Genomic DNA, 23,989 nt, shown 5'->3' with positions numbered 1-23,989 from the left:
CGGACCCACCACTTATCTGCCGTCCGGCATGAGGTCCGAGCCGGCCACGACCGTACCGTCGCGCAGGATGAACTTCACCGTCGCATCCGAGTGTGCACCGCCCGGTAGCTGGTGCATCACGGCCCACGCCTGAGCTGCGGTCAACCCGGCCTGACGTCCATCGAACACGATTGCGCCCACTTCGGCCTCGACCGCCTTGGTATAGGCACGTCCGACTGCGCTGACCTGGCCCGCAAGGTCACCCTTGGGCAACTCACGCAGCATCGTCACCGTTCCGGGGTCGGACGGCCCGAGTCTGACCAGGCCCAACCCGCTGGCGTCGCGCAGCTCGGGCAGCCCGCGCACGGTCGCCCCCTCCGCCGCAGCCAGACCCTCGGCGGCATGTAACTGCTCCGGGGCCAGGCGTCCGAACGGGTCCGCGACGGACTTCGGGACGAAGCCGTCGAACGGCATGTTCGCCTGCACGATCCGGCCCGCCGTGTGCCGGATACTCGGCGGGATGTTCTGCGAGTCGTGCGGCAGCGCACCCGCCTGGTCGCCGACCAGGCCCCGCACCACGTCCCGCAATGCGGGCACCACGTTCCCCGTCACCGGATTGGGCGTGCTGGCCGCACCGAGCACCCGGAGCCCACCGGACGCGTCGTGCAGCCCGTTGACCTCGCCGCCCGGGCCGTACAGCGGGTGCAGATCGTGCCCTCTGACCAGGTCTGCCGGGCCACCCGGGTAGGTGGGTTCCTGACCGATGGAGAACACCACGCGGTCGTACACCTCGGGCAGGCCCTCTTCGAACGTGATGCGGAACTTCCCGTCGGTGGTGGCCATCACCGACGTCAGGGTACCCAGTTGCCGCTCGACGTACTGTGACGCGTGCTCGGAGAACGCTCCGAGCCCGGGCAGCGTGTTGCGCCGGTTGTAGCCACCGGAGTTCTCGAACTGCTGACGGACATCGTGCAGGTCACCCGCATTCTCGTTGGGGCGGGCGATCCAACTGCTCTTCCCCGGGTCGGGAACAGCATCACCGTGCATGGCCGACGCACGCGCGGCCTGCTCGACGTCCCAGGCCCCGGAAGCCCCGGCACCGTAGACGACGACCCGCTCCCCCGGCCGGTAGTCGCTCGCGAGGTTCTGCCCGCCGAACTGCACCTGCCGGGTGCTGGCCTCGTTCGTCAGCTCACGGAGCACGTCGGGGTGCACCCGCGCCTGGTCGACGCCCGTCTCGGTGATCCGCAGCACCCTGCCGGTGGCCGGGTCCACCTCGACCCGCAGCACCTCGCCGGTGACGGGGTGCATCGCCGTTCCCGAGGGGTGCACCACGAGTCTGGGGTCGACGAAGGTGCCGTCCGGCCGGAAGCCCAGCCGGTCCAACACGTCAGGGTCGACGCTGCCGCGGTCGATGAGGTGGCCGTCGCGGTCGTACACCTGATGGGTGTTGCCGTCGACGGTCACGCCACTGGGGACGTCGATGATCCGCGGGTCGGTCAGCCTGCCCTGCCGGTCCGCCACCAACGGCCCGGTCCTCCCGGCCGCGCCGTTGTCGTTGAGATCGAACTGGGTCAGCGCCTCCTTCGGCACCTGCTCGAACGGCACGGATTGCTGATCGCGGTCGAAGAATTTCGGCTTCGAGGTGTATTCCTCCACGCTGAACCCGCTGCCCGGGTCGATGATCCGCGGGGGGACGTGGTTCTCGGCGTAGGACACCACCCGGGGCTGGCCCGGGCCGGTGGTCACGTCCACGGCCGCCGTGTACATCGTTCGACCGTCGACCGTCACTCTGTACTGGGCACCGTCGGGCCAACCGGGCGCGTGTCCCTCCGGCCTGGCCACGACGCTCTGCGCGTTGCCGTGGTACGTCGGCATGTCGGACATGGCCCGGGCGGCGCCGACCGCCAGCCCGAAGTGGTCGGCGCGGAGGAAGTCGGTTCCCGGTTCGGCGAAGTGACCCGGTTGGAACGGCATGCCGGGGAGCTCCAACTCGCCGGGAACCTGCCCCAACTTCAGGTCGCCCCGCGGCAGCCACGGCTCGGCATGGTCGCCGATGCTCATCACCCGCGGCAGCTCACCGCCGCCGGTCGGCCCGTGGTGGACGAAGTCGAGGGTCGCGGCCCAGCCGTTCCCCAGGATCAACCGATCAAACACATGAGGGGTACCGGCGTCCAGCGCCTCCGCGACCTGCCGGGTGATCACCGCGTCGGCGGCGTTCCGGTCCTCGATCATCCGCTCGACCCCGGTCCGCAGGGCTTGCCGGTCCTCCGTCCGGAGTTCCTGGATCGAGTCGGCCCACCGGTGCCCCGCATCGGTGTCGAGGATGTCGGCCACACGGGCGTGCTCGGCTCCGAGCTCGCTCTTCAGAGTCTCCCTACGCCAGTCGGCCGCCTCTTTCGGCGAGGCCGGCTGGTTGTCCCCGAGGCGGTGCACCGGCTCCCCGTTGCGCTCGCCCAGACCGTAGGCGATGGCCCTGCCCACCGCGTCCGCCCGCAGCTGCTGCGCCCGGGCCACGTCGCCGGAACTCTCGGCCCGGGCCAGATCGTGCGCCAGGGTCCGCATCGTGGCCACCCGCCCGGCGTCCTTCGGGGTCAGCTCGACCCGGTCCGGGGTGTGCGTCGACGACGACGTGCCGGCGCGCTCCTCGGCCAGCCGGTGCTCGACGGCCGGGTCCAGCCGCGAGTTCTCGACCAGCTTCGAGGTCGTGTCCAGCCGTTCTCCGGACAACTGGCGCTTGACCTGCACGTCGATCTCGGTGAGCGTGCCGGACACGCCCTGCCGGATGTGGTCGGGAGACGCGTTCTCGGAGACGTAGAGCACCGCGTGATCGGCGTGGTACCGCACCGCGGTCGTCGGATGGTACGAGTGCGCGTCCACCATCACCGCGTGGCCCGGGTGCACCGGCACGGTCTCGAACCGGACCGGATACGCCCCACCGTCCGGCCGCGCGACCCAGGCCTCATGCCCCGAGGGGCTCACGGCCATGTCCGGCGGCAGCAGCTCCCGGTCGCCGAGAATGCTCTCGATGGCCGAGGCTGTGCGCGCCGGGTCGGCGTCATGCAGATACGCGCCGCCGAGCTCGTGGCCGAGCGCCGAGTGCCGCAGGTCGGGGCCACCGTCGGTCGGGCGCGGTTCGCCGTGCGGCCCGCCGGCATCGTGGTCCGAGCCGGGATGCTCGGGACCGGGGCGCTCAGGGCCGGGGTGCTCAGGATCGGGGTGCTCAGGATCGGGGTGCTCAGGGGCGGGCGTGTCGGTGCCGGTCGGACGGGCCTCGTCGCGCCCGACGGACGCGTGCGTCTCGTCGCGCCCGGACGACGCCGCGTGCGTCTCGTCGCGCGGGGCGGAGGTGTGCCCGTCCCGCACCGGGTCCGTGGGCAGGCGGTGATCCGCCGGCGGGCCCCGCTGCTCGGGCACCGTCGGCCGGACGTCGTCGGCGCGCCGCGACTCGACGTCGTGCGGCGCGGCCTCGACCTCGGTGATCCGCGGCGCCTCGGGCCGGGGCTCCGGGGTCTTCACCCCGCGCCAGTCCGCGCCGAGCATGGCCTTCTTGCCGACCCAGGTCGCGTCGACGCCGTGCTCCCCCGCGCGACCGCACTGGCTGATCTCGTACGGCGTGGGGAAGTCCTTCGATCCGAACGACGTCGCCCTGGACCGGGCGATCAGCTCGTCGGCGGCCCTGACCTGCGAGCGCAGCTTCGCGACCACGGCTGCCGGGTCCTCCCCGCCGTGCCGTGCGACGATCCGCTCGACCCCGGCGGTGTCGCCGGCACCGAGCCCGGAGACCAGCCCCTCCAGGTCCGCCTGCACCGCGTTGCGTTCCTTGCCGAGGCGGCTCAGGCAGGTGCGCGCGTTCTGATCGCCGAACCGCGGATCCCAGGTGTAACCTTCGCGGGCCCACGCGTACCCGCCGACGTTCATGGCGGCGCGCAGGCTGATCCGCTCGACACCCGACTCGACGTACCAGTTCTCCAGGTGGTCGTTGAAGGCGCGGGCGAACCCGGCCCCCCGCACGTTCGCATCCAGCTTCAGGGTCACGTGCTGGGCCTCGACGACGTTCCCGTCGCGGATCAGCTCGCGCGTGATGGATCCGACCGGTTCCGCCCGGTCCGGGTGGAACACGTCCATGTACACGGTGACCCGCGACGAGTGGACGTCGGCCTCGCGGAACTTCACCCGCAGGCCGGCGAAGTCGCGATCCTCCAGCTCCTTGGCGATGGCCCGCTCCACTGCCGGCTTCCAGGCCCCGGCCTCGCGCTCGGTGCGCGGGACCATGTCGCTCAGCCGGGGACGGTGCTCCTCGGTGGCCCACGACGGCTCGCGCACCGGCTCGTGCACGGGCGCCTGGTGGCCGGACGGCTCGTGGTCGAGGGCGACCCGGTCGGAGTGCGGATCGCCGTGCTCCCGGCCGAGGTGCTCGGACATCTCCGACCCGAACCGACCCGACTTGTGCTCGGCGCCGAACCGGCCGGAACCGTGCTCAGCGCCGAACCGGCCAGGGCCGCGCTCGTGTCCGAAGCCCTCGGACCCGAACCGGCCGGGACCACGGTCAGGCCCGAACCGGTCGGGGCCGAACCGCTCCGCCCCGCGCTCGGGACCGAACCCGTCGGGGCCGAACCGTTCCTGGCCGTGCCAACCGTTGGGCTCGTGCGCCGGCGGGGTGTGCGCGCCGCCCCAGCTGTTCTGCTGGTGCCACGGCGGCTGGTGCTGCCAGCCCGCGTCGGTCCGGAGCCGGTCGAGGGTCGCCCGGGCCTCCGGGGTCAGGTGCCGGTCGACGATGGCGAGCCGGTGCTCGACCTCGCGGCCGTGACCCGACAGGCCCATGTCGTTCATCAGGTGCCGCAGCCGGGCATCGATCGGGCCGTGCTCGCCGAGCGGGGCCCGCATCCGCTCCTCGGACAGGAACCGCAGCTCGGCCAGGTGGCCGTGGTCGTGCGCGCTCAACCGCCTCGCCGCCGGGTCGGCGTCGGGCGACAGCGCGTCGCCGACGCTCCCGCGGCGCACCACGTCCAGCAGTCGCGAGACCGGTCCCCTCGACTCGCGCATCGTCTCGGCGATCTCGTGGCTGACAGCCCGGCCGACGATGTGCTCGAGCTCGCGACCGGTCGCCGGAATCTCGGCGGACACCGTGATCCGGTGCGGGCCGCCGCGCTCCAACGGCGGGTGGGTGGTGGCCATCGTGCCGTCCGGCACCCGGTCGATCGTCACCTCGAAGACCCGCGGGGCCCCCTTGTGTGGCTCGACGATCAGGGTGCCGCGGTGCGGTTGGTACGCGTCCGGGTGGAACTCCACCGACCGGAACCCGTGCGCCCCGTGCTCGCCGCCGAGCCGCCCGGCGACGTGCTCGATGGCGCCGCGCACCTCCGCCGGGTGGTAGGGGCCGCCGTGCCCCGAGTACCCCGGCATCTCGTTGGAGGTGATGTAGTCGCCACCGGTCGGCGGCCGGTCGTGTCCGGCCAGCTCGGAACCCGCCCGGGGCTGGTGGCCCCAGTCGTAGTCGGTGACCTCCTTGCCGAACAGCTTGAAGTCGTTGCGGCCGGTGAACAGGTGGTTCGCGTCGCGGTAGTTCTCCAGCCGGCGCTGGATCGCGACCGGGTCGGTGACGCCCTCGCCGTACGCGACGGCGATCTCCTCGGCCTTCTCCCACGTCCGGGCGCGCTCGGCCGGCACGTTGAAGATGCCCTTCATGCCGATCTGCTGCATGATCTCGTACCGACCCGGGTCGATCACCATCGTCCGGGACCGGATCTCCGGCAGCAGGTCGAGGCTCGCCTGGTCGAAGACGGGCTGCATCCGGTCGAAGTCCTCGCGGAAGGTCTCCAGCGGGACCTTGCCGGCGTAGTTCTCGTGGTAGACCGCCGCGATGGCCCGGGCCAGGTCGAACCGGATGTGGGCGTGCATCGCCGGCAGCAGCTCGTGCAGGACCTCGAAGGACTGCAGACCGTGCGGGATGGTCTCGGCGCGCTCGGCGATCCCGAACGCCCGGTGCCAGTTGGGCTCCACCTCGCCGAACCGGCCGTCGCGCCACGCCTCGAGATTCATCTTGTACGTCTGGTGGAAGGCCTCGACCTCCTGCATCTTCATGATCGGGTACTCGTAGCGACCCTCGTCGATCATGCGCGACTCGTGGGTGGTGACGTGCTCGTACACCCGCGCGAACCAGTACTTCCCGTCGACCCTCGGCGGCCCCGGCGGCTCCCGGTCGATCAGCGACTCGGCCATCGCGCGCTGCTCGGCGGCGATCTCGTCGCAGCGCTCCCGCAACCGGACGAACTCCTCGTTGGGATGCTCGGGCATCGCCTCGGCGCGCGGCGTGCCGTGCGTGTCGAACGCGAGCCGCGGCTCGCCGTTCGGGTGGGTGGCCGCGCGGTCGTGCACCCCGGGCAGGTCGTCGAGCACCCGCCGGACGTCCTCGGGCAGCAGCTCCCGCCTGGCCTCGACCCCGTCGGCCAGGCCGCGCCAGTGCTCGCTGGGCGCGTCCGACAGCCCCAGGTGATCGACGAGACCGGAGATCTCCCGCTCGACCCGCGCGCGTTCCCCCGGCGGCAGCTCCGCATGCTCCCGGGCGAGGATCCGCAACTCAGCCAGCCGGCCGTGGTCATGCGGGCTGAGTCGCCCGTCCCGGACCGCCTCGTTGGCCGGCCCGCGCCGCAGCGCGTCCGACGGCGCGTGCTGACCCTCAGGATCCAGTCGGCGGCTCAGCCGACTGGGCTGTTCGGTGTGGGACACCTCGGCCAGCTCGTGGCCCAACGCCCGCGCGACGTGCTCGGGTGCGATCCTGCGGTTCAGCTCGACCGTGGCGTGGTCCCCACGGATCTCGGTGTGCGCCACCTGGTCGGCCCGGGGCAGCTCGTCGACGATCCGGACGGACACGTCGACCGCCCGGCCGTCGGACAGCCGCATCTCGACCCGCACCTCGCCGTGCGCGTCGACGGTGACTTCCAGGTCCGCGACCCGGTGCCCGAGGTCTTCCGTGTGCAGGGAACGGACGGCGTCGGCGATCTCCTGATGGGACAGGTCCGCCCTGCCCGGCTCGCGGCCCTCGGCACGGAAGGTGGTGTGCTCCACCTCGGTGGCGTTGATGTCGTGCGTCGGCTCGGAGCGGTGAGTGGGCTCGTGCCCTCCACCGGTGTCGCCGGGCTCGAACGGGTGGTTGCCGTATTCGGACCGGTAGTCGATGTGCACGACTTCGCCGTTGGGCAGCCGCACCTCGCGGACGCCGAACTCCCCGGGCTTCACCGGCTGGGTGAACTGGCCGGTCCGCGAGGGAACGTCACTGATGATGTGACTGCAGTGCGCGCAGCATGCCATCGGCACCTCGCCGTCCTTGGCCACGCCTTCGGGGAACTCCGAGGCCTTCTGCCAGGGACTGCGGTTGTCGACAACGAGTTCCTTGAAGGTGTGCTCCGTGATCGGAATGCCTTCGAGCTCCCGCAGCCACAGGAGCTTGTTGACCGCCTGGATCTCTGCATGGCTACCCGGCTCGTTGAGGAAGAGGTTCTGGTCCTTCCACTTCTCGGCGTTCTCGGGCTTGTTCTTCTCGGCGTTCAGCTCGTTGATGCGCTCCTGGAGCTTCGGGTGCAGCTCCGACTCCGGCACGCCCAGCTTGTTCGTGCCCTCGATCACATGCCCTGTCCGGGTGTCCACAGCAACCGAGACACAGGGGCCGACCGGCTTCTCCAGGAAGTCCGGGTGCCCGGCGTTCTTGAGCTCGCGGTACTGCGAGCTGTGGTCCTTGGCCACGTCGGAGACATGCTCGCCGACCGGCTTCCAGGTGTCGCCGACCTTGACGTGACTGACCAGCCCGTCGTGCCCGACGCGGACGTGCTCCGGGTCGGTGACGTCGAGCCGGGACGCTCGCTCGCCGTGCTGCTCCAGCGGGGTGTTGGTCTCGTTGAGCGCGTGGTGGGCGCTGGCCTGGTGCTCCGGCGGCAATCCCGACACGTCGTGATGCCCGGGCACCGGATCCGTGTGCACCGGATCGTGTGGCGCGCGCCCCTGCTCGTCGAGCATGTGGCTGTGCAGCTGGTCGAGCTCGCGGTTGATGTCGGAGACTCGACCGGATTCGACCGCCGGGTCCGCGTGCGCACGCTCCGACAGCAGATACCGCTCCTCTGCGAGCCGACCGTGCTGATGGGAGCTGAGCCCGTCGCCGCCGCCTTCGCCGAAGGGGTGGTTGACGCCGAATTCCTTGTGCAGGTTCTCCGAGATCTCATGGCTGACGGCACGCCCGACCACCCGCTGGAGGGCGTCACCGGTCACACCGATCCGATCGGAGACCTTGACGTCGAAGTGGGTACGTCCGGTCTTGGCGTTGTCCCGCGGCTGCCCGGTCTCGGCGACGGCCCCCTCCGCCACCTCGCCGACCCTGATCTCGAAGACCACCTTCTTGGTGAAATGCTCGCCCTCGGGGCCTTTGCCATGGATGCTGACCGTGAGGTTGCCGTTCTTGAACGACTCGAATGACCAGCTCTCGTGACGCTGGTGTTCCTTGAGCGAGTCGACGACGTCGTTGAGCGAGCTCTTGATCTCGCGCACCCGGGGAGCCTCGGCGTCGTGGCCCTGGAAGCCCTCCAGCTCCGAGGCTGTGACCCGCTCCTCGCGGACGCCCTCGCGCAGCCCGTCAAGCTTCCCCCCGATCTCCTCGGGGCGCATCCCCCGGGGCCCTTCGGGGCCGGGGGGCTCGCCGAAGTGCTCGTCCAGGGTGGACCTGACGCGCTCCGCCGACGGCGAGGGCTTCTCCGGTGCCGCCTCGAGGCCCTTGCGGACGTTGTCCGGCGCGACCTCCCGGTGACCGGTCTCGGGCTCGACGCGGGTCGGGGAGTGGCTGAGGCTGTCCGGCTCGATCACCGGGTGCTCGACCGGTTCGGTCTCCTCGTTGCGCTTCTCCCCGAGCCGCTGCTGCCGCTCGGCGGCCCGGGACTGTGGCTCGGCGGGGCGCTCGGCGCTCGGCCGCTCGCCGACCGGCGCGACCTGCTCGGGAATGACGGGCTCGCGGTGCTCGGCCGGGGTCTCGGAGCGCTCGGTACGGCTGCCGCCCGGCTCGGACGCGTGGTGCTCGGGCCCGCCCTCCCGACCCGTCGGGTGCTCGACGGGGCTGTGCTCCGCCGGCGGCGTGTGCTCGGAGCCGGGCGCGCGCTCGCCGGGCGTGGTGTGTTCGGGGCCCGTGGCCCGCTCGCCCGGCGTGGTGTGCTCAGCGGCGGGGCCGTGCTCTGCCACGGGGGTCCGCTCGGCGGGCGGGTTGTGCTCCGTCGTCGGGGAGTGCTCCACCGGGGGCCGCTCGGCCGGCGCAGTGTGCTCGACCGGGGGGGCCTGCTCGACCCGGCGGTTCGGCGGGCCGTCGCCGGGACCCTGCTGCTCGTGGCTGGTCGTGGGCTCGTGCCTGGCGGCGGGCTCGTGCTGCGAGGTCGCCGGCTCGTGGCCGGTCTGCTCGCGTTCGGTGCCGGTGTGCGCGGGCTCCCCGGTCTCGTGCGTCGCGTGCTCGACGGGCCGCTCGCCCGTCGGGTGCTCGGCGACCGGGGTGGTCTCCTTGCTCTCGTTGCCCTTGCGGTCGGTACGGGACGAGGTCTGCCGGTCGCTGGTTCCGCGCTCCTGCTGGGCGCCGCCGCGCTCCGAGCCGCGCGAACCGCCCTGCTCACCCGGCCGCGCCCCGTCCTGGACGAGCCCCGGGGCCTCGACGCCGCGGTGGGCCCCGGCCTCACGCCCGGCGGTGTCTCGCCCCGCGCTGTCCAGGCCATGCCCCGCCGGGTCGTTCAGATGACGGGCAGCGGGGTCACTCAGGTGACCGGCTGCGGGTTCATTCAGGTGGCTGGCTGCGGGATCGACCGCATGGCCCCCGCCAAGCTTCCCCTCCATCGAGCCCATTCCGCCCATGACCCCGCCGAACAGGGCGGCCTGGCCGACTCCGTCCCACATGCTCTTGGTGCCGAAGCCGTGCTCCGCGGCCCACTTCTCGCCCTTCCACTTCGTCAGACCGGCGTCGATGCCCATCGTGACGAGGTTGGAGCCCGCCTGGCCGAGCCCCATCGCGCCGGCCTCGCGAAACAGACCACGCTTGCCACCCAGAGCGAACGGCGCGCCGAGCGCCCCGGTCAGGAAGCTGCTGAACGCCAGCTTGCCCAGCTCCTCCATGGACCACTTCGGATCGTGGCCCTCGAGGGTCTCGATCGCCTTGATGGCCAGTTCCTGCTTGAGGGTGAAACTGACGAAACCCTTGCCTTGGCGGAGGGCCGTGAGCCCCAGATCCTTGCCGAGGAGCTTCAGCCCTTCCTTGGTGGTCAGCTTCCGCACGGTGTTGGCGGCGGCATTGCGGGCCGCGTTGGTCAGCGGGTTGACCAGCTTCGTGCCGACCGTCTCGGCGATCTTCTCGGCGATCTTCTTCAGCAGCGCCTTGAGACCCTGCTGGCGAAGCGTGTTGAGCAGCTCCTCCGCCGCGGTCTTGATCGCCTGCCGCGCCGCGAAGACGAGGGCAGGGGCGCCCGACAGCGAGCCGCCGAAGGACACGAACGCCGCCGCGATGAGCGTGTACAGCCCCATGGCGAGCATCGCGATGCTGGCCAGCGCCATCCACTTCGTCGTCTCGATGCTCAGCGCGTTGGTCTGCACGGCTTCGGACATGTTGCCCGCGGTCTCGCCGTTGGTGCCGAGCTCCTCGATGTGGGCGTTCAGCTGCTCGTACGCGGCCATGGCGGCGCCGTCGCCGCCCCACATGGAGATGTCGTTGAGGAGCGGGGCGAGCTCGTCGATGTGCTGGTAGTAGTGCTCGGCGACCTTGGCGTAGTGGTCGGCCAGGGTGTAGAGCTTCTCCTCGTCGCCCTCGGGGATCTCGACCAGGAACTCGAGGACGTCCCCCATGATCCCCGGCAGCCACTCCTCCAGCTCCCTGAAGAATTCGAGGAAGTCGAACAGCCAGTCCTTGAGACCCAACGCGCGACCCTCCTCCCCTGTGGTGCCGACGGCTACGCCGGCCGGGTCTGACCCGGCCGGCGGTCGATGAGGCTATTCCTTGACGGACTTGCTGATGTCGCTCTGCCCCAACGCGTCGGTGAACTGGTAGTCACTCATCGCGGTGGCGATGGCCTGGCCCGTCGAGGAGATCTTCGGCCCGGTCTCCGTCAGCGTGGACTTCACGATGTCGTTGAAGGTCTTGCCGTCGTAGTCCTTGTGGTAGGTCTTCAGGAACTCCTGGCCGAACTTGTCGTTGCCCCACGGCGCCGAGCCCTCGGCCGCCTCGATGTCACCGATCAGCCCCTGGGCGGTGGCGTGGAAGGTCTCGCCGGCCGCCTTCATGTTCAGGCCGCGACCCCGCACCTCGTCCGGGTCACCGGTGATCTCAACGTACGTCCCCATGGTCCCCCTCCACGATCTTCGGTAGATCCGCGTCGTGCGCGCGAATGAAGTCCATCATCGGCATGTCGCCGGCCTTCTTCGCCCGGAACTCGACCGGCACCGCGGCGTCGACGATCTCCTGGGTCTTGGCCAGTGCTTCCTCCACCGCCTGACGCACCGTGGCCACGATGGTCGCCGCCAGCGCGGTGGAGTTCGGTTTGCGGTAGATCCGCGGGTCGATCTCGAGGCTGATCAGGTGCCCCCGGGGGCCGACCACGGCCTTGATCATGCGGTCGTCAGACCAGGCGACCGCGGACACCTCGGCCATCCGCCGATGGGTGTCGTTGATGGCGCCGAGGGACTTGCGCAGGTCGCTCATCATGTCGTAGAGGCCGGAGAAGTTCGGCCGTTCCCTGTCCATGCCGCGCTCTCCTCTCGTCCACCGCCCACCTGGACGCCGATGACCGGCCACGCCGGTTGGCGTACGCTTTTTGACGATACCCAAGGCCCGCAAGTCCGGACCACCGCCCGATCAGGAGGTACGGACCTGCCGCTGATCCGTGACCTCGGAGCGGGGAACGACCCCCTGGTACACCCCAGGCTCGACCCGGGTGAACCCCGCCGCGACCGCCAGTGGCCCGATCCCGCCGAGATACTCGACGGTCATGTCCTCGTTGTCCTCCGCCAGAACCAGCACCGGCAGCTCCCGCCACGTCGCCACGGTCCGGGCGTAACCGAACCAGTCCAGGTCGCCGACCAGCACCAGCCTGCGGTACCGGTCCGGGGCGATCCGCTCGAATCCCGGAGCCGGCCCGTCCGCGTACAGCCGCACGAGTCGCTCACCGTCGGGGCTGGCCTCGTACTCGGCCGTACCCAGCCTCGCCAGGTACCCATTGATGATCATGGCCCCACCAGCGCGGAACGCAGGTCCACGGTCGCGACCGGCACCCAGGCGCCGTGGTCGGCGTCGTAGCTGGCCACCAGACGCTCCTCCCCGTCGGCGCCGAGCCGGACCAGCACGGCGTCGTGCGGCACCGCGACGCTGTCCGCCTTGAGCTGCGGGACCCCGGCGGAGGTCGCGCCGCCACCACGGAACGGGGCCGGCTCGATCATCCAGCCGTCGTTCGCGGCCCGGGTCGCCTCGTCGGGTCCGCCGACGGCGAGCCGGTACAGCTCCGGGCGGTGCGCCGGCCAGCGCAACAGGTGCACCTCGGGATCGGCCGGGTCGAAGCCGTCGTCCGGCCCGAGGTCGAGCGCCGCGTACAGCCCCGCGGGGGTCGCGCGCCCGACCGGGTCGTACGGATACACGAAACCCGTGACCGTGTGTCTTCCGCCGCGCACGTAGTGGTCCGCCTCGCCGTGTGCCAGCACCTTCTGCAGCATGACCAGGGGCGGGGCGGCCCGCTCCACGGCCCGTGGGACGGAGGCCCGGGACTCGTCGTACCGGCTCAGCATGTCCTGGCCCCAGTCGACGAGGCCCCGCAGCTCGTCCCCCGCGAAGGTCGCCTCGAGGACCGAGCCCGGGTTCACGACCAGGCGGTAACGCGCGTCGGGCCACGCGTCCGCGAGCCGCACCACCGGGACGGGTGCCGATGGCGGCACGTCCGGCCATGCCTCCGCGAGCCGCTCCGGCGAGGTGAACACCGCGATGGTCGGCTCCGCCGCGCCGGGCAGGTCCCGCCAGGGGAACCCGGGGCTCTCGATGTCCTCGACCCCGGACAGCGGCCGCGAGATCGGCAGCAGCACGACGGAGGCGACCAGGGCGTCGAGGAAGCCGGAGGAGTCCCCCGCCGCCGCGGCCTCGGCCAACAACTCCTCCACCGGGTTGGACGGCGTGAACGCCACGCCGAGCTCCGCGGCGGTCAGCAGGTCGGCGCCGGTGGCGATGTCGTCGATGTTCAGGAACGCGCCGATCGGCAGGTTCGGGTCGATCGCCAGGCGCAGCGTCGGATCCGGCCAGATCTCGACCAGCTGCGGGTACGTGACCACGTGGTACGCGTCCGCGGACTGCCCGTGCTCGGCCACGGCCAGCTCCAGCGCGTCGGGCGAGGTGAAGACCGGGGCGAACCGCATGCCGTCGATGTCCCAGACGAAGAGGGCCGCCCTGCCCTCCTGATACGCGCTGGCCTCGGTCGGCACGTACAGCGGCGCGGTGCCCAGGATGTCCAGATAGGCACGCTGATCACCGTCGAGCAGCACCCGGCGCAGGGCGTGTTCGACGTCGTTGGCTGGTTCCCAGCTCGCCGCGTCCATCGGCACGACCATACCGGCCGCCAGCAAGGGACATGTGGTGCGCGTGCGCTAGGGTCGGCCTGAACAAAGCCACCCTTCGACCCGGGCGGAGCCATGGCACGCACATACACCGTTTCTCCCACCCAGCCTGGGGCCTACCCGACAATTCGCGACGCACTCGAGGTCGCCGCGGACGACTCCGTGATCTCGATCGCACCGGGTGAGTACCTGGAGGCCCTGCACGTAGGCGGACGCCGGCTCAAGCTGGTCGCCGCGGGAGACCCCGGCTCGGTCACCATCGACGCCCGGGGCTTCGGCCAGCCGGCTGTGTCGGTCAGCGGCGGACAGGTCGGGCTCGAGGGACTGACGCTGCGCGCGGGCGACACCGCGGCGCTCAGCGCGCACGGCAGCCGACTCAGCGTGCGGCAGTGCACGGCGGACTCCGGATACGGCGCCGCCGTCGCGGTCACCGGGGGCACGGAGCTGACCGCCTTCGAGGTGAAGGTGACCGGCGGGCAGTTCGGGTTCGTCATCGAGGACGCCACCGGCACGATCGACAAGTGCGAGGTCTCCAACATCACCGACGACGCGGTGATCGTCCGGCTCGGCGCCGACCCGGTCATCCGGAACTCGACGATCGCCGGGTGCGGCTTCCGCGGGGTGTACGTCTACCAGGGCGGCCGGCCGACCATCGAGCGCTGCGACATCTCGGGGGCCGGCGACGTCGGCATCTCCGTCGCGTCGCAGAGTAGCGCGACCATCACCGGCTGCTGGGTGCACGACACCCAGGGCGTGGGAGTCATGTTCGGTCGCGGCACCGGCGGGCTGGTCGAGGAGTGCCGGATCGAGAACACCGCCCAGCCCGGCATCCACGTCGACGAGGGCGCGCAGCCGGTCATCCGGGAGGCCTCGGAGGACCACCAGCCCAAGGTCGGGGCCGCGGCCGTCGAGAGCGCGGCGGTCCAGGACACCGCCAAGGTCGACAAGCTGCTCGCCGAGCTGGACTCCATGATCGGCCTGGCCGGCGTGAAGGACGAGGTCCGGGCCCTGATCGACGAGATCCAGGTCAACGAGTGGCGACGCCAGGCCGGTCTGGCCGTGGGCGGGGCGAGCCACCACCTGATCTTCACCGGCGCCCCGGGTACCGGTAAGACGACGGTGGCCCGGATCTACGGCCAGCTGCTGCAGGCGCTCGGCGTGCTGCCCAACGGGCAGTTCAAGGAGGTCGCGCGGCGGGACCTGGTCGGACAGTACATCGGGCACACCGCGGAGAAGGCCACCTCGGTCTTCCAGGAGGCGCTCGGCGGCGTGCTGTTCATCGACGAGGCCTACACGCTGTCCCGCTCGGGCGGCAGCAGCGCCGACTTCGGCCAGGAGGCCATCGACACCCTGGTCAAGTTGATGGAGGACCACCGCGACCAGGTCGCGGTCATCGTTGCCGGCTACACCGTGGAGATGCAGACGTTCCTGGACGCCAACTCCGGTCTGGCCTCCCGGTTCGCCAAGACCCTCGAGTTCGAGAACTACTCGCCGAACGAGCTCGTCCTGATCGTGAACCGGATCGCGCGCAACGACGACTACCTGCTGGCCAGCGGGCTGGACGACGCGCTGCGGGAGTGGTTCGGCCAGATCCAGCGCGGTCAGAACTTCGGCAACGCCCGCGAGGCGCGCAAGCTGCTGGAGAGCATGCGCAAGGCGCAGTCGGGCCGGCTGCGGGGCCTCGGCTCGATGCCCACCCGGGACGACCTGCGGACCCTGGTGCTCGACGACCTGCTGGTGGCGACCCGATGACCACCCCCGAGCCGGTCGACGAGGACGATCTGTACTTCGACCCTGACACCTACTTCACGTTCCGTGATGGCGCGTTGTTCACCGGGGTGGCGGCCGAGCGCACCGCTGACGGCTCGCTGCTGGCGCTCGCCGCGTTCGAGGAGGGCCGGCAGCACGGGGTGACCAGGACCTTCTACCCCGACGGCACGGTGCACTCCGAGGTCACCTACGACCGGGGGCTCAAGAGTGGGGCCGACCGTACCTGGTACGAGAACGGCCAGCTCAGCGAGGAGATCACCTATTCCCCGCCGGGCGAGACCGTCAGGGTCCGACGCTGGAGCGAGGACGGTGAGCTCAGCTACGAGCACACCCCCGGGCAGCAGACGCCCGCGCCCGAGCCGGTCGACTTCGATGATCTGTACTTCGATTCCGGCAGCTACCACACCTTCCACAATGGCGTGTTGTTCACCGGGGTGTCCGAGACCCGGTCGGGCGCCGGCGTGCTGATGGAGGTCACCCCCTACGAGGGCGGCCGCAAGCACGGCGTGAGTCGGACCTACTTCCCCGACGGTTCCGTGCACTCCGAGGGCACGTACGAGCGGGGCCTGGAGGTGGGCGTCGACCGGACCTGGTACGACAACGGCCAGCTCCGCGAGCAGGTCACCTACTCGCCGCCCGGCCGGGTCGCCAAGGTCGAGCGGTGGGACGAGGACGGCGACCTCACCTACGAGCACGTGACCGGCGGCTGACGCCCGTGCCCGAGGAGGTCGATTTCTTCCATCTGGACTTCGATCCGGGAACCTACCTCACCTACCACAAGGGAGTGCTGTTCACCGGGGAGTCGGTCGCGAGGTCCCGGGCCGGGGTGCTCATGGAGATCACCGCCTACCTGGAAGGACGCAAGCACGGCACGAGCCGGGGCTACTTCCCGGACGGGTCCGTGCACTCCGAGTCCGCCTACGAGCACGGCGAACAGGTGGGCGCCGAGCGGATGTTCCACGAGAACGGCCAGCTCCGCGAGCGGCTGACGCCAGAGCCCGAGCCGGTCGACTTCCGCGAGCTGGACTTCGACCCCGGGACCTACCTGACGTTCCACCACGACTACCTGTTCACCGGGGAGTCCGTGACCCGGTCCCGGGCCGGCGTGCTCATGGAGACCGCCTCCTATCAGGACGGGCTCAGGCACGGCCCGAGCAGGGGGTACTACCCGGACGGCTCCCTGTACTCCGAGAGCACCTACGACGAGGGGCAGGAGAGCGGCGCCAGCCGGACGTTCTACGAGAACGGCCAGCTCCGCGAGCAGATCACCTACGAGCCGGCCGGCTACGTCGCCAAGGTCGAGCGGTGGGACGAGGACGGCGACCTCACCTACGAGCACGTGACCGGCCGCTGACCGGCTACACCACTCCCGCGTCGAACAGGGCGAGCAGGTCCGCGCCCTCCCCGACCGTGCCGTCGGTCTGCCACGGGGCACGCATGCTCGCCGGCAACCAGCCGCCCTGCGCGGGCTGGCGGACCTCGCGTACCAGGCCGGCGCGGGTCCACTCGTCGACCGCGTCCACGAGGTCCGTCGGAGGCAGGGTCAGCTCGGTCCACAGGTCGTCGACGCTGTCGGCGATCCGGGAGAGCAGCGAGGCGCTGACCTCGGCGGCCGTGAACGCCTGGTCGTCGCGCGGATCGTCGTCGTCGAAGTACCAGATCGAGTCGGCGTCCTCGCCGCGCGCCCGCACCGCCAGCATGCCGCCCTGGACGTACCCGATGGCCAGGAAGTCCGGGGTGAACCGGTCGGCCAGCCAGGCGTTCGCGTATACCAGGTCCTGCTGCCGGTCCGGCCGGGCCAGCCCGAACAGCGGCTGGTCGAGGACGAAGCCGTGCTCGGCGTGCACCGCGGGCTCGGTCGGGCCCGCGCCGTTGGTGTCGAGCAGGAAGGCGCGGTAGCGCGGCGGCAGCTGGTACCCCAGATGATCCTCGACGCTGGTCATCGCGGCCTCCGAGACGCGCTCCGCGACGCGGGTCGGCACGCGCTGTTCGACCGCCTCGCCCAGCAGGCCACGGCCGGGTGCCGTGCCCCGGGTCAGGTTCATCCCGCCGATGTGCCGGTAGGAACCGTGCAGGTCGGCGGGCACGAGCGCGAGCTGCCCGCCCCGCAGGTGCGCCCAGGTCCAGCCCGGCGGGGTCCGCGCGGCGTAGTCGGCCCGGGTGAACTCCCACAGCGGGTCACCGGCGGCGACCATCGCCTCGTTGGCCGCGAGCACCCGGAGCACCCGTAGCTCGTCGCGGGTCAGGTCGTCCGGGGTGGCCGGCAGCTCGACGATCACCCGCGCGTAGAGCAGCCAGTCCGGGAGGCCGGTGGGGGCCACGAACACGCCCTGCCGGTACCGGATCCGGAGCACCGGTGAGCCAGGGTGAATGATCTGCATCGCGTATCTTTCACCCGGGAACGCCCCGCTTCGATCCATGAGTCACCTCCGGTGCACCGCGGGCTCCAGCATACGGGCGCGCGCACTACACTGACGCAGCCCGCATCGACCCGGAGGTGAGAGCAGGCCATGCAGTTACAGCGCCGGCTGGCCTGGTTCCTGACGTCGGTGGTCACGGCCGTCGCGCTCGGTCCGTTGCCGCTCGCGGGGCCTGCGGCGGCGGACGACTGCGCGGGCCCGGGTGAGCAGATCCGCCAGGTGCCGTGGTCGCAGCAGCTCCTCGCACCGGAGCGCGCGTGGCAGTTCAGCCGGGGCACGGGGGTGACGGTCGCCGTGCTGGACTCCGGCGTCGACGCCACCCAGCCGCTGCTGAACGGCCGGGTCCAGGCGGGTGGCAACGTGCTCGCCGGCAAGGATCCCAAGGGCAGCGTCGACTGTGTCGGGCACGGCACCCAGGTCGCGGGCATCATCGCCGGGCAGCCGACCCCTGACCTCGCCTTCCACGGCGTGGCCCCCGACGTGTCGATCCTGCCCATCCGGGTCAGCGAGGACCCGGACACGATCGGCGCGAGCAACCGTTCGGCGACCCCGGCGCAGTTCGCCAGCGCGATCACCACGGCGGTGAGCGCCCACGCCCGGGTGATCGACATCTCCGGCGTGCTGTACACGGACGACGCGGCCGTGCGCGCCGCGATCAGCGCCGCCGTCGCCCAGAACATCGTGGTGGTGGCCGCCGCCGGCAACCACGGCGGCCCGAACGACCCGAACCCGACGCCCTATCCCGCCGCCTATCCCGGCGTGCTCGGCGTCGGCGCGATCGACCAGGCCGGCAACCGTTGGGCGAACTCGCAGCACGGCACGTACGTCGGGCTCGTCGCCCCCGGCGGCGCGGTGCCCGCCACCCAGCGCGGCAGCGGACTCGTGACCGTCGACGGGACCAGCATCGCCGCGGCCTTCGTCAGCGGTGCCGCGGCGCTGGTGATCGCCCGGTGGCCCCACCTGACCGGCCCTGAGGTCATCCGCCGATTGGAGGCCACCGCCAGTCCGGCCCCGGGCACGGCGCCCAGCCTGGAGTACGGCTACGGCGTGGTGAACCCGTATGCGGCCGTCACCGAGCAACTGAGCACCCCGGTGCCCGCCCCGGTCGCGATGCCCGCGCTCACCGTGCCACCCGTGCCGGCCGGCCAGGCTGCGCACGAGGCGGCGTGGGCGCGCAGTACCCGGATCGCGATGATCCTCGCCGGGGTGGCGCTGGTCGGGGTGCTGGTCACGGCGGGTGCGGCGGTGGTGATCCCGCGCGGTCGACGCCGGGGTTGGCGGTCCGGCACGGCCGCGCCCCCGCCCGACAACCCGATCGATCTGGAGCCGGCCCCGCCGGTACACCTGTTCGACACCTGACCGGCCCGGGCCCCCGGTCGACCGCCCCGTCCGGGTAGGGTCGCGGGATGTCGCGCGCGATCCACCACGCCCAGGTCCGCTGGTCCGATCCCGACCAGTTGGGACACATCAACCACGCCCGCTACCTGTCCTACTTCGAGGACGCCCGGATGGAACTGATCGGCACCTCCCCCTCGGGGACGGCCGGCGGCCCGGACGACCGGGGGTACGTCGCGGCGCGGGTGGCGGTCGACTACCTGTTCCCGGTGGTGTACCGGCCGGGGCTGACCCTGCGGGTCGAGACGTGGGTGAGCCGACTGGGCACGTCCTCGTGGACGCTCAGCCAGGAGCTGTTCGACGGCGACACCCCGGTGGTGCGCAGCGAGTGCGTCCTGGTCGCGTATTCGCACGCCGACAAGGCGTCGCGCCCGCTGGCCGAGGACGAGCGCGCCTTCTGGGAGAAGCTCTCCTAGCCCCGGATCATCCCCAGCGCCGGCCGGGGACTACCGGCCGACGCCGGCCCCGGAGCCGGCGGCACGTCCGCGTGCGTCAGAACATGACAGGGCCGACCGGCCAGCGAACACGCCGTCACCGGACTCCCGATCGACTCCCCCGCCGGCCGGCGCGCCAGGAACCGGTAGGTGACCTGTCCGCCCACCGGCACCGGATCCCCGCCCGGTGACTGCCAGAAATCGACCTTGGTGTCGGCCTGACGGAACTCCATCCCCCATGCCTCGCTGACCGCGATCGCCGGCTGGACGGTCATCGTCAGCTCCCAGTTCGCCACCGGGGCCGTGCCGTGGTTGACGAACGTCAGCCGGCCGTCGAAGCCGGTGTCCCACACGTCGAGCACGCAGAACGTGACCTCCACGACCTGGGGGTCCGGGGTCGACGAGGGCGCGTCCGGGCAGTGCGCGGTGGCCGGCGGTGGCGCGCTCCAGGCCGGCACGGGGGCGGCGAACGCCACCGCCGCCGCTAGAACAAGGCGGGCGAACATGAACAAACCGTACCTTGTCATGCCCCTATTTGGGGGCTAGCCGACCACTTTGCGGACCAGTCGTAGCCCCTGAGCCGGGGTGAGGTGCGGCAGGTACGCCCGGCCGATCGCGCTGGCTATGGTCGGCAGCGCCGCCGGGTCGGGGTACGCCATGAACATCGGCTGGTACACCGGCTGGAACTTCGCCTTGAACGCGAAGAGTGACCGGAATCCGTACACCGGTTCCAGGGTGCGGCCGGTGAAGTCGAGCAGCTTCTGCAGCACGCCCGGCTCGTCGCCCCGGTCGAGGCGGGCCAGCGGGGCCCCGGACAGGGAGAGGAACTCCGCGCCCTCCTCCTTGAAGCCGAGCGCCGCCGACGCGATCAGGAACTCCATCACGCCCCGGAAGTCGGTCGAACCCCGGCGCATGAAGTCCAGGGTCCAGCCGACCGGCCCGCCGTCCCGGTACACCGGAAGCCAGCTCGTGACGCCGTGCACCCTGCCGTCCGCGTCGACCGCGACCAGGCACCTGACCTGGGGATCGTTCAGTTCGGTCAGGCTGCCGAGGGTGAAGCCCATCTCCGGCAGGCCCTTGTCGGCGACCCAGTCCTCGGAGATCTCCCGGATCTGCTCGCTGATCGACAGCGGAGCCTCCGGGAACCGCCACCACTGGGCCGTGATGCCGGCCTTGCCGGCGTTGTTCAGCGCGGTGCGCACGTCCTGCCACTTCTTGCCGGAGAACTTCAGCTCCGGCAGCGGCAGCACGGTGTCCTCGGCGACCTGCACTGCGCTCCAGCCGAGCTTCTCGGCGGCGACCCGGACGTCCTCGGTGACGCTGTAGAAGCAGGGGGTCCAGCCGTTGTCCTGGCAGAAGTCGGCGAACCCCGCCACGGCCGACCGCCGGGCGGCCGGCTCGCCGAACGGGTCCCCGGTCGTGACCGCAACGCCGCCGATCACCCGGTAGGCGACGGCCGCGTCGTCGGTGGCGGCGAACCAGTAGTCGTTGCCGCCCCAGGTCGTCATGTAGGACAGGTTCGAGCCGCCCCTGGCGAGGAGCGCGCGGGCCCGGTCGGCGGCACCCGGCTCGCTCGTCGTCCGGCTGCGCAGGAACAGCGCGAGCAGGCCGACGAGGATCACGACCCAGAAGACCAGTCCGGTGTACCCGAACAGCAGCTTCGCGATGTGCCCGGTCGGCAGCAGCCGCACCCCGAAGAAGTCCGCGTACCCGGTGGGCAGCAGCCGCACCGGCAGGTCCAGCAGCAGGTCGGCGGCCGACGGCTGCGGGTCGAACTGGTCGGACACCAGTTGCCCGATCCACAGGTAGCCGAAGCCGACCACGGCCAGGGTGCCCAGCACGTAGAGCCCGAAGCCGACCAGGTTGGTGCGGGGCACCCGGACCTCGAAGTGCCGCCGGGTGGCGAGCAGGATCACGACGGTCACCACGCACAGCAGCACCGGTTCGAGGTAGCTGAACAGGATCCAGCCGGCGTCGGGCTTGCTGCCGGGGTAGTCGTTGGGCACCGGGTGCCGGAAGTACTGGTACGCCGCCCACGCCACCAGCCCGATCATGAACAGGTTCATCACCAGGCCGAGCCACCAGGCCAACCGGCGGCCCCGGCGCAGCCCCTCGGCGATCACCAGCAGCAGCAGCGCCGGGGCGAGGCCGAGCAGCAGGCCGGGGAGCCCGCGCAGCGCGTCGCCGGCCAGGGCCCGCCGGCAGTCCAGCGCGAACTCCGGGTCCGCGCACGTGTTGCGGACCTCCTCCTCGGTCCAAGCCGGGAAGACGAGCAGGTCGCGGTACGTCGACAGCGGCCCGATCGCGTAGTCCACCACCACGGTGAGCATCGCGCCGAGCGCGCCGACCGCCACCACCAGGGCGACGAGCACCCGGGTCTCGGCGTGCGAGGGTGCGCCGATCCGGCCCTTCACGGCCCGGCCGAACACGAGCACCCCGGCGAGCAGGCCGACCGCCCCGCCGCAGAAGCGCTGCAGGTCGATGATGTGTCCGACGTACAGCGCCCAGGTGAGCAGGCCGGCGATCAGGAGCAGGCGCACCCGGCGGCGCCACAGGGCCGACAGCCCGAACGTCGCGGCCAGCGCGAGGCCGGCGGCGGCCGGGGACGCGCCCATCTCGTTGTAGTTGCTGATCGAGAAGAGCCAGCCCTCCTCCGCCCGCGCGCCGATCCAGATGGTCGCGACGGCCAGCAGGGCGCCGCCGACCTGACTGACCAGCATCAGGCCGAGCATCCGCCACACGCCGATCCGGCGCTCGACGGAGACCCCGACCACGAGGACCAGGAGGGTGGTGTTGACGTAGTTGGCGACGCCGCCGCAGTACATCGCCGAGGTGACCGGACTCCACCAGTGTCCGTCGCGGAACGCCTGCAGGCCCACGCCCCACTTCTCGACCGCGCCCTCGGTGGGGCCGTGCGCGATGGTGCCCTGCACGACGCCGACGATCCACAGCGCGGCCACCAGGCCCAGGGTGACCGGGGCGTGCGTGATCGCCGCCCACACCGCCGTCGCGACGCTGCGCAGTTTCGACGGCGCGACCGGGCTGCTCGGGATCTCGACGGTCTCGGCCATCAGTGCGTCATCCCCGTTCGTTGGGCCAGCCAGGGCAGCGACTGGTCGAGGCTGTCCAGCCAGACGATCGCGTCGTGCCCACCGGGCCGCTCGATGAACTTCACCGCGATGCCGGCTTTCTGGCACGCGGCGGCCACCTCGCGTTGTTCGGGAAGATACACCCTGTCCTTCAGGCCGACCGCGATCACCGCCGCGCTGTCCGGGAACCGCCGGGTGCGCAGAATGTCCAATGGGTTGTACTCCGCGAACTTCGCGGCGTCCCCGTCGAACACGGCGTCCACAGTGTCCCGGTGGTTGCCGACCGTCGGCTCGCGCTGCCCGGAGATGTCGATGAACGACGGGTAGACCTCCGGGGCCCGCACGCCGAGTTGCAGGGCGCAGGTGCCGCCGTGCGAGTAGCCGCCGATCACCCAGGACCGGGCGTTGGGGTTGACCTGCAGGTTCGCCCGGACCCAGGCGGGCACGTCCGTCTTCAGGTACGTCTCGACATTGCCCAGTTTCGAGTCCATGCACAGTGGATTCTGCGGGACGGTGCCCAGATCGTCGGGGAACACCACCACCGGGGCGAGCCCGTCGTGGGTGTTGGCGTACCGGTCGAGCCGCTCCTTCAGCCCGAACGTGAACCAGTCGGCGGTGCTCCCGGGCTGGCCTGCGAGCAGGACGAGCACTGGGAGCTGGGCGCGCGGGGTGCTCTGGTACGCCGGTGGCAGGTACACGCGCGCGGTCCTGGGTTTCCAGCCGGAGACCGTGCCCGGGATCTCGACCTCGGACACCGTGCCCTGGGTGGGCATCCCGGCCGGGGGCCTCCACACGTCGCTGAGCGCCTTGCCTGCCGGGGCGGTGATCAGGGTGCGGTCGCCGGGGCGGAACTCCGTGGTCTTCACGGCCATCCCGAGGGCGGCGCGCAGAGTCGGGTAGAACGCGTACACCTTGTTGATCTGCAGCGCGGACATCGCGAGCACCGGCAGGACGGCGAGCAACACGGCGACCCGGCCCCGCCAGCGCAGCCGGGGGAACGCCGCCCCGGCGAGCCCGGCGGCGAGCAGGGTCGCGCCGCCCCACGCGATCAGGCTGTCGGGGAGCGCGTCGGGGAAGGGCTTCACCCAGTTGTCGGACGCGTACTTGACCCCGTAGGCCAGGCCGCCGGCCGCCACGGCGGCGATGGGCACGACCCAGGTCCACCACGTCCGGCCCCGGCGGGCGAGCAGCAGGGCTAGGCAGCACAGACCGAGAACGGTGACCACGATCGGCAGTGGGCCTCGGACCAGGGACCAGTTCAGCGGATTGGCCATCGTCACCCCGTTCACGCTACCAAGGGTGA

The 23,989-nt window shown here is 71.4% G+C and carries 14 protein-coding genes; 5 read left to right on the top strand and 9 right to left on the bottom strand.

Annotated features, from left to right (window positions below):
* Window positions 1-12: 12 nt before the first annotated feature.
* The 5 genes from IW245_RS33430 to IW245_RS33410 form a co-directional block, all read right to left on the bottom strand.
* Window positions 13-10,905: a DUF5995 family protein gene (locus IW245_RS33430; RefSeq protein ID WP_197007104.1), complete on the bottom strand. Its 10,893-nt coding sequence runs from the start codon at window positions 10,903-10,905 to the stop codon at window positions 13-15.
* Window positions 10,906-10,977: 72 nt separating this feature from the next.
* Complete coding sequence (locus IW245_RS33425; RefSeq protein WP_197007103.1) at window positions 10,978-11,328, bottom strand: hypothetical protein; 351 nt, start codon at window positions 11,326-11,328, stop codon at window positions 10,978-10,980.
* Complete coding sequence (locus IW245_RS33420) at window positions 11,312-11,728, bottom strand: YbaB/EbfC family nucleoid-associated protein (protein ID WP_197007102.1); 417 nt, start codon at window positions 11,726-11,728, stop codon at window positions 11,312-11,314. Before IW245_RS33420 ends, IW245_RS33425 begins: the two co-directional genes overlap by 17 nt.
* Before the next feature lie 111 nt (window positions 11,729-11,839).
* Window positions 11,840-12,211 (bottom strand): hypothetical protein, encoded by a 372-nt coding sequence (locus IW245_RS33415; protein ID WP_197007101.1) that lies wholly within the window; start codon window positions 12,209-12,211, stop codon window positions 11,840-11,842.
* Window positions 12,208-13,560 carry an SseB family protein gene (locus IW245_RS33410; RefSeq protein ID WP_197007100.1) on the bottom strand — a complete coding sequence of 451 codons (1,353 nt, stop codon included), beginning with the start codon at window positions 13,558-13,560 and terminating at the stop codon, window positions 12,208-12,210. The genes IW245_RS33415 and IW245_RS33410 overlap by 4 nt, the downstream gene beginning before the upstream one ends.
* Before the next feature lie 93 nt (window positions 13,561-13,653).
* On the opposite strand from IW245_RS33410, the gene IW245_RS33405 reads away from it, so the two are divergent.
* The 3 genes from IW245_RS33405 to IW245_RS33395 are packed head-to-tail and all read left to right on the top strand — an operon-like array spanning window position 13,654 to window position 16,702.
* The gene (locus IW245_RS33405) at window positions 13,654-15,330 is read left to right on the top strand and encodes a right-handed parallel beta-helix repeat-containing protein (RefSeq protein WP_197007099.1); all 1,677 of its coding nucleotides are present in this window, start codon (window positions 13,654-13,656) and stop codon (window positions 15,328-15,330) included.
* Window positions 15,327-16,058 carry a toxin-antitoxin system YwqK family antitoxin gene (locus IW245_RS33400; protein ID WP_197007098.1) on the top strand — a complete coding sequence of 244 codons (732 nt, stop codon included), beginning with the start codon at window positions 15,327-15,329 and terminating at the stop codon, window positions 16,056-16,058. The genes IW245_RS33405 and IW245_RS33400 overlap by 4 nt, the downstream gene beginning before the upstream one ends.
* Before the next feature lie 5 nt (window positions 16,059-16,063).
* The gene (locus IW245_RS33395; protein WP_197007097.1) at window positions 16,064-16,702 is read left to right on the top strand and encodes a toxin-antitoxin system YwqK family antitoxin; all 639 of its coding nucleotides are present in this window, start codon (window positions 16,064-16,066) and stop codon (window positions 16,700-16,702) included.
* A gap of 4 nt (window positions 16,703-16,706) precedes the next feature.
* On the opposite strand, the gene IW245_RS33390 is transcribed toward IW245_RS33395, so the two are convergent.
* On the bottom strand, window positions 16,707-17,729 hold the full coding sequence (locus tag IW245_RS33390; RefSeq protein ID WP_197007096.1) for an SMI1/KNR4 family protein: 1,023 nt from the start codon (window positions 17,727-17,729) through the stop codon (window positions 16,707-16,709).
* A 129-nt stretch (window positions 17,730-17,858) separates the two neighbouring features.
* Between IW245_RS33390 and mycP the strand changes: the two genes are divergently transcribed.
* Window positions 17,859-19,127, top strand: a complete 1,269-nt coding sequence (mycP, locus tag IW245_RS33385) for a type VII secretion-associated serine protease mycosin (RefSeq protein WP_197007095.1) — start codon at window positions 17,859-17,861, stop codon at window positions 19,125-19,127.
* Window positions 19,128-19,174: 47 nt separating this feature from the next.
* The gene (locus IW245_RS33380; RefSeq protein ID WP_197007094.1) at window positions 19,175-19,579 is read left to right on the top strand and encodes an acyl-CoA thioesterase; all 405 of its coding nucleotides are present in this window, start codon (window positions 19,175-19,177) and stop codon (window positions 19,577-19,579) included.
* Here the strand turns inward: IW245_RS33380 and IW245_RS33375 are convergent.
* From IW245_RS33375 to IW245_RS42465, 3 genes are read right to left on the bottom strand one after another with little or no spacing between them, the layout of a single operon-like run.
* Window positions 19,576-20,103, bottom strand: a complete 528-nt coding sequence (locus IW245_RS33375; RefSeq protein ID WP_197007093.1) for a cellulose binding domain-containing protein — start codon at window positions 20,101-20,103, stop codon at window positions 19,576-19,578. The genes IW245_RS33380 and IW245_RS33375 overlap by 4 nt on opposite strands.
* Before the next feature lie 36 nt (window positions 20,104-20,139).
* A complete protein-coding gene (locus IW245_RS33370) occupies window positions 20,140-22,668 on the bottom strand; it encodes a bifunctional lysylphosphatidylglycerol flippase/synthetase MprF (RefSeq protein WP_197007092.1) in 2,529 nt (842 codons plus the stop codon).
* On the bottom strand, window positions 22,668-23,975 hold the full coding sequence (locus tag IW245_RS42465; protein WP_197007091.1) for an alpha/beta hydrolase: 1,308 nt from the start codon (window positions 23,973-23,975) through the stop codon (window positions 22,668-22,670). The genes IW245_RS33370 and IW245_RS42465 overlap by 1 nt, the downstream gene beginning before the upstream one ends.
* Window positions 23,976-23,989: the final 14 nt, after the last annotated feature.

It is taken from the genome of Longispora fulva, from assembly GCF_015751905.1.
GTDB classification, from domain to species: Bacteria; Actinomycetota; Actinomycetes; order Mycobacteriales; family Micromonosporaceae; genus Longispora; species Longispora fulva.
The sequence above is the reverse complement of the archived record's forward strand: the minus strand, read 5'-3'. Positions and strand labels throughout refer to the sequence as shown.

Bases quoted from the DNA above. Each gene is read 5' to 3' on its own strand.
- IW245_RS33425 (WP_197007103.1), bottom strand. From the start codon at position 11,328: ATGGGGACGTACGTTGAGATCACCGGTGACCCGGACGAGGTGCGGGGT.
- IW245_RS33415 (WP_197007101.1), bottom strand. From the start codon at position 12,211: ATGATCATCAATGGGTACCTGGCGAGGCTGGGTACGGCCGAGTACGAG.
- mycP (WP_197007095.1), top strand. From the start codon at position 17,859: ATGCAGTTACAGCGCCGGCTGGCCTGGTTCCTGACGTCGGTGGTCACG.
- IW245_RS33375 (WP_197007093.1), bottom strand. From the start codon at position 20,103: ATGTTCGCCCGCCTTGTTCTAGCGGCGGCGGTGGCGTTCGCCGCCCCC.
- IW245_RS33405 (WP_197007099.1), top strand. From the start codon at position 13,654: ATGGCACGCACATACACCGTTTCTCCCACCCAGCCTGGGGCCTACCCG.
- IW245_RS33400 (WP_197007098.1), top strand. From the start codon at position 15,327: ATGACCACCCCCGAGCCGGTCGACGAGGACGATCTGTACTTCGACCCT.
- IW245_RS33390 (WP_197007096.1), bottom strand. From the start codon at position 17,729: ATGCAGATCATTCACCCTGGCTCACCGGTGCTCCGGATCCGGTACCGG.
- IW245_RS33370 (WP_197007092.1), bottom strand. From the start codon at position 22,668: ATGGCCGAGACCGTCGAGATCCCGAGCAGCCCGGTCGCGCCGTCGAAA.
- IW245_RS33410 (WP_197007100.1), bottom strand. From the start codon at position 13,560: ATGGACGCGGCGAGCTGGGAACCAGCCAACGACGTCGAACACGCCCTG.
- IW245_RS33380 (WP_197007094.1), top strand. From the start codon at position 19,175: ATGTCGCGCGCGATCCACCACGCCCAGGTCCGCTGGTCCGATCCCGAC.
- IW245_RS33420 (WP_197007102.1), bottom strand. From the start codon at position 11,728: ATGGACAGGGAACGGCCGAACTTCTCCGGCCTCTACGACATGATGAGC.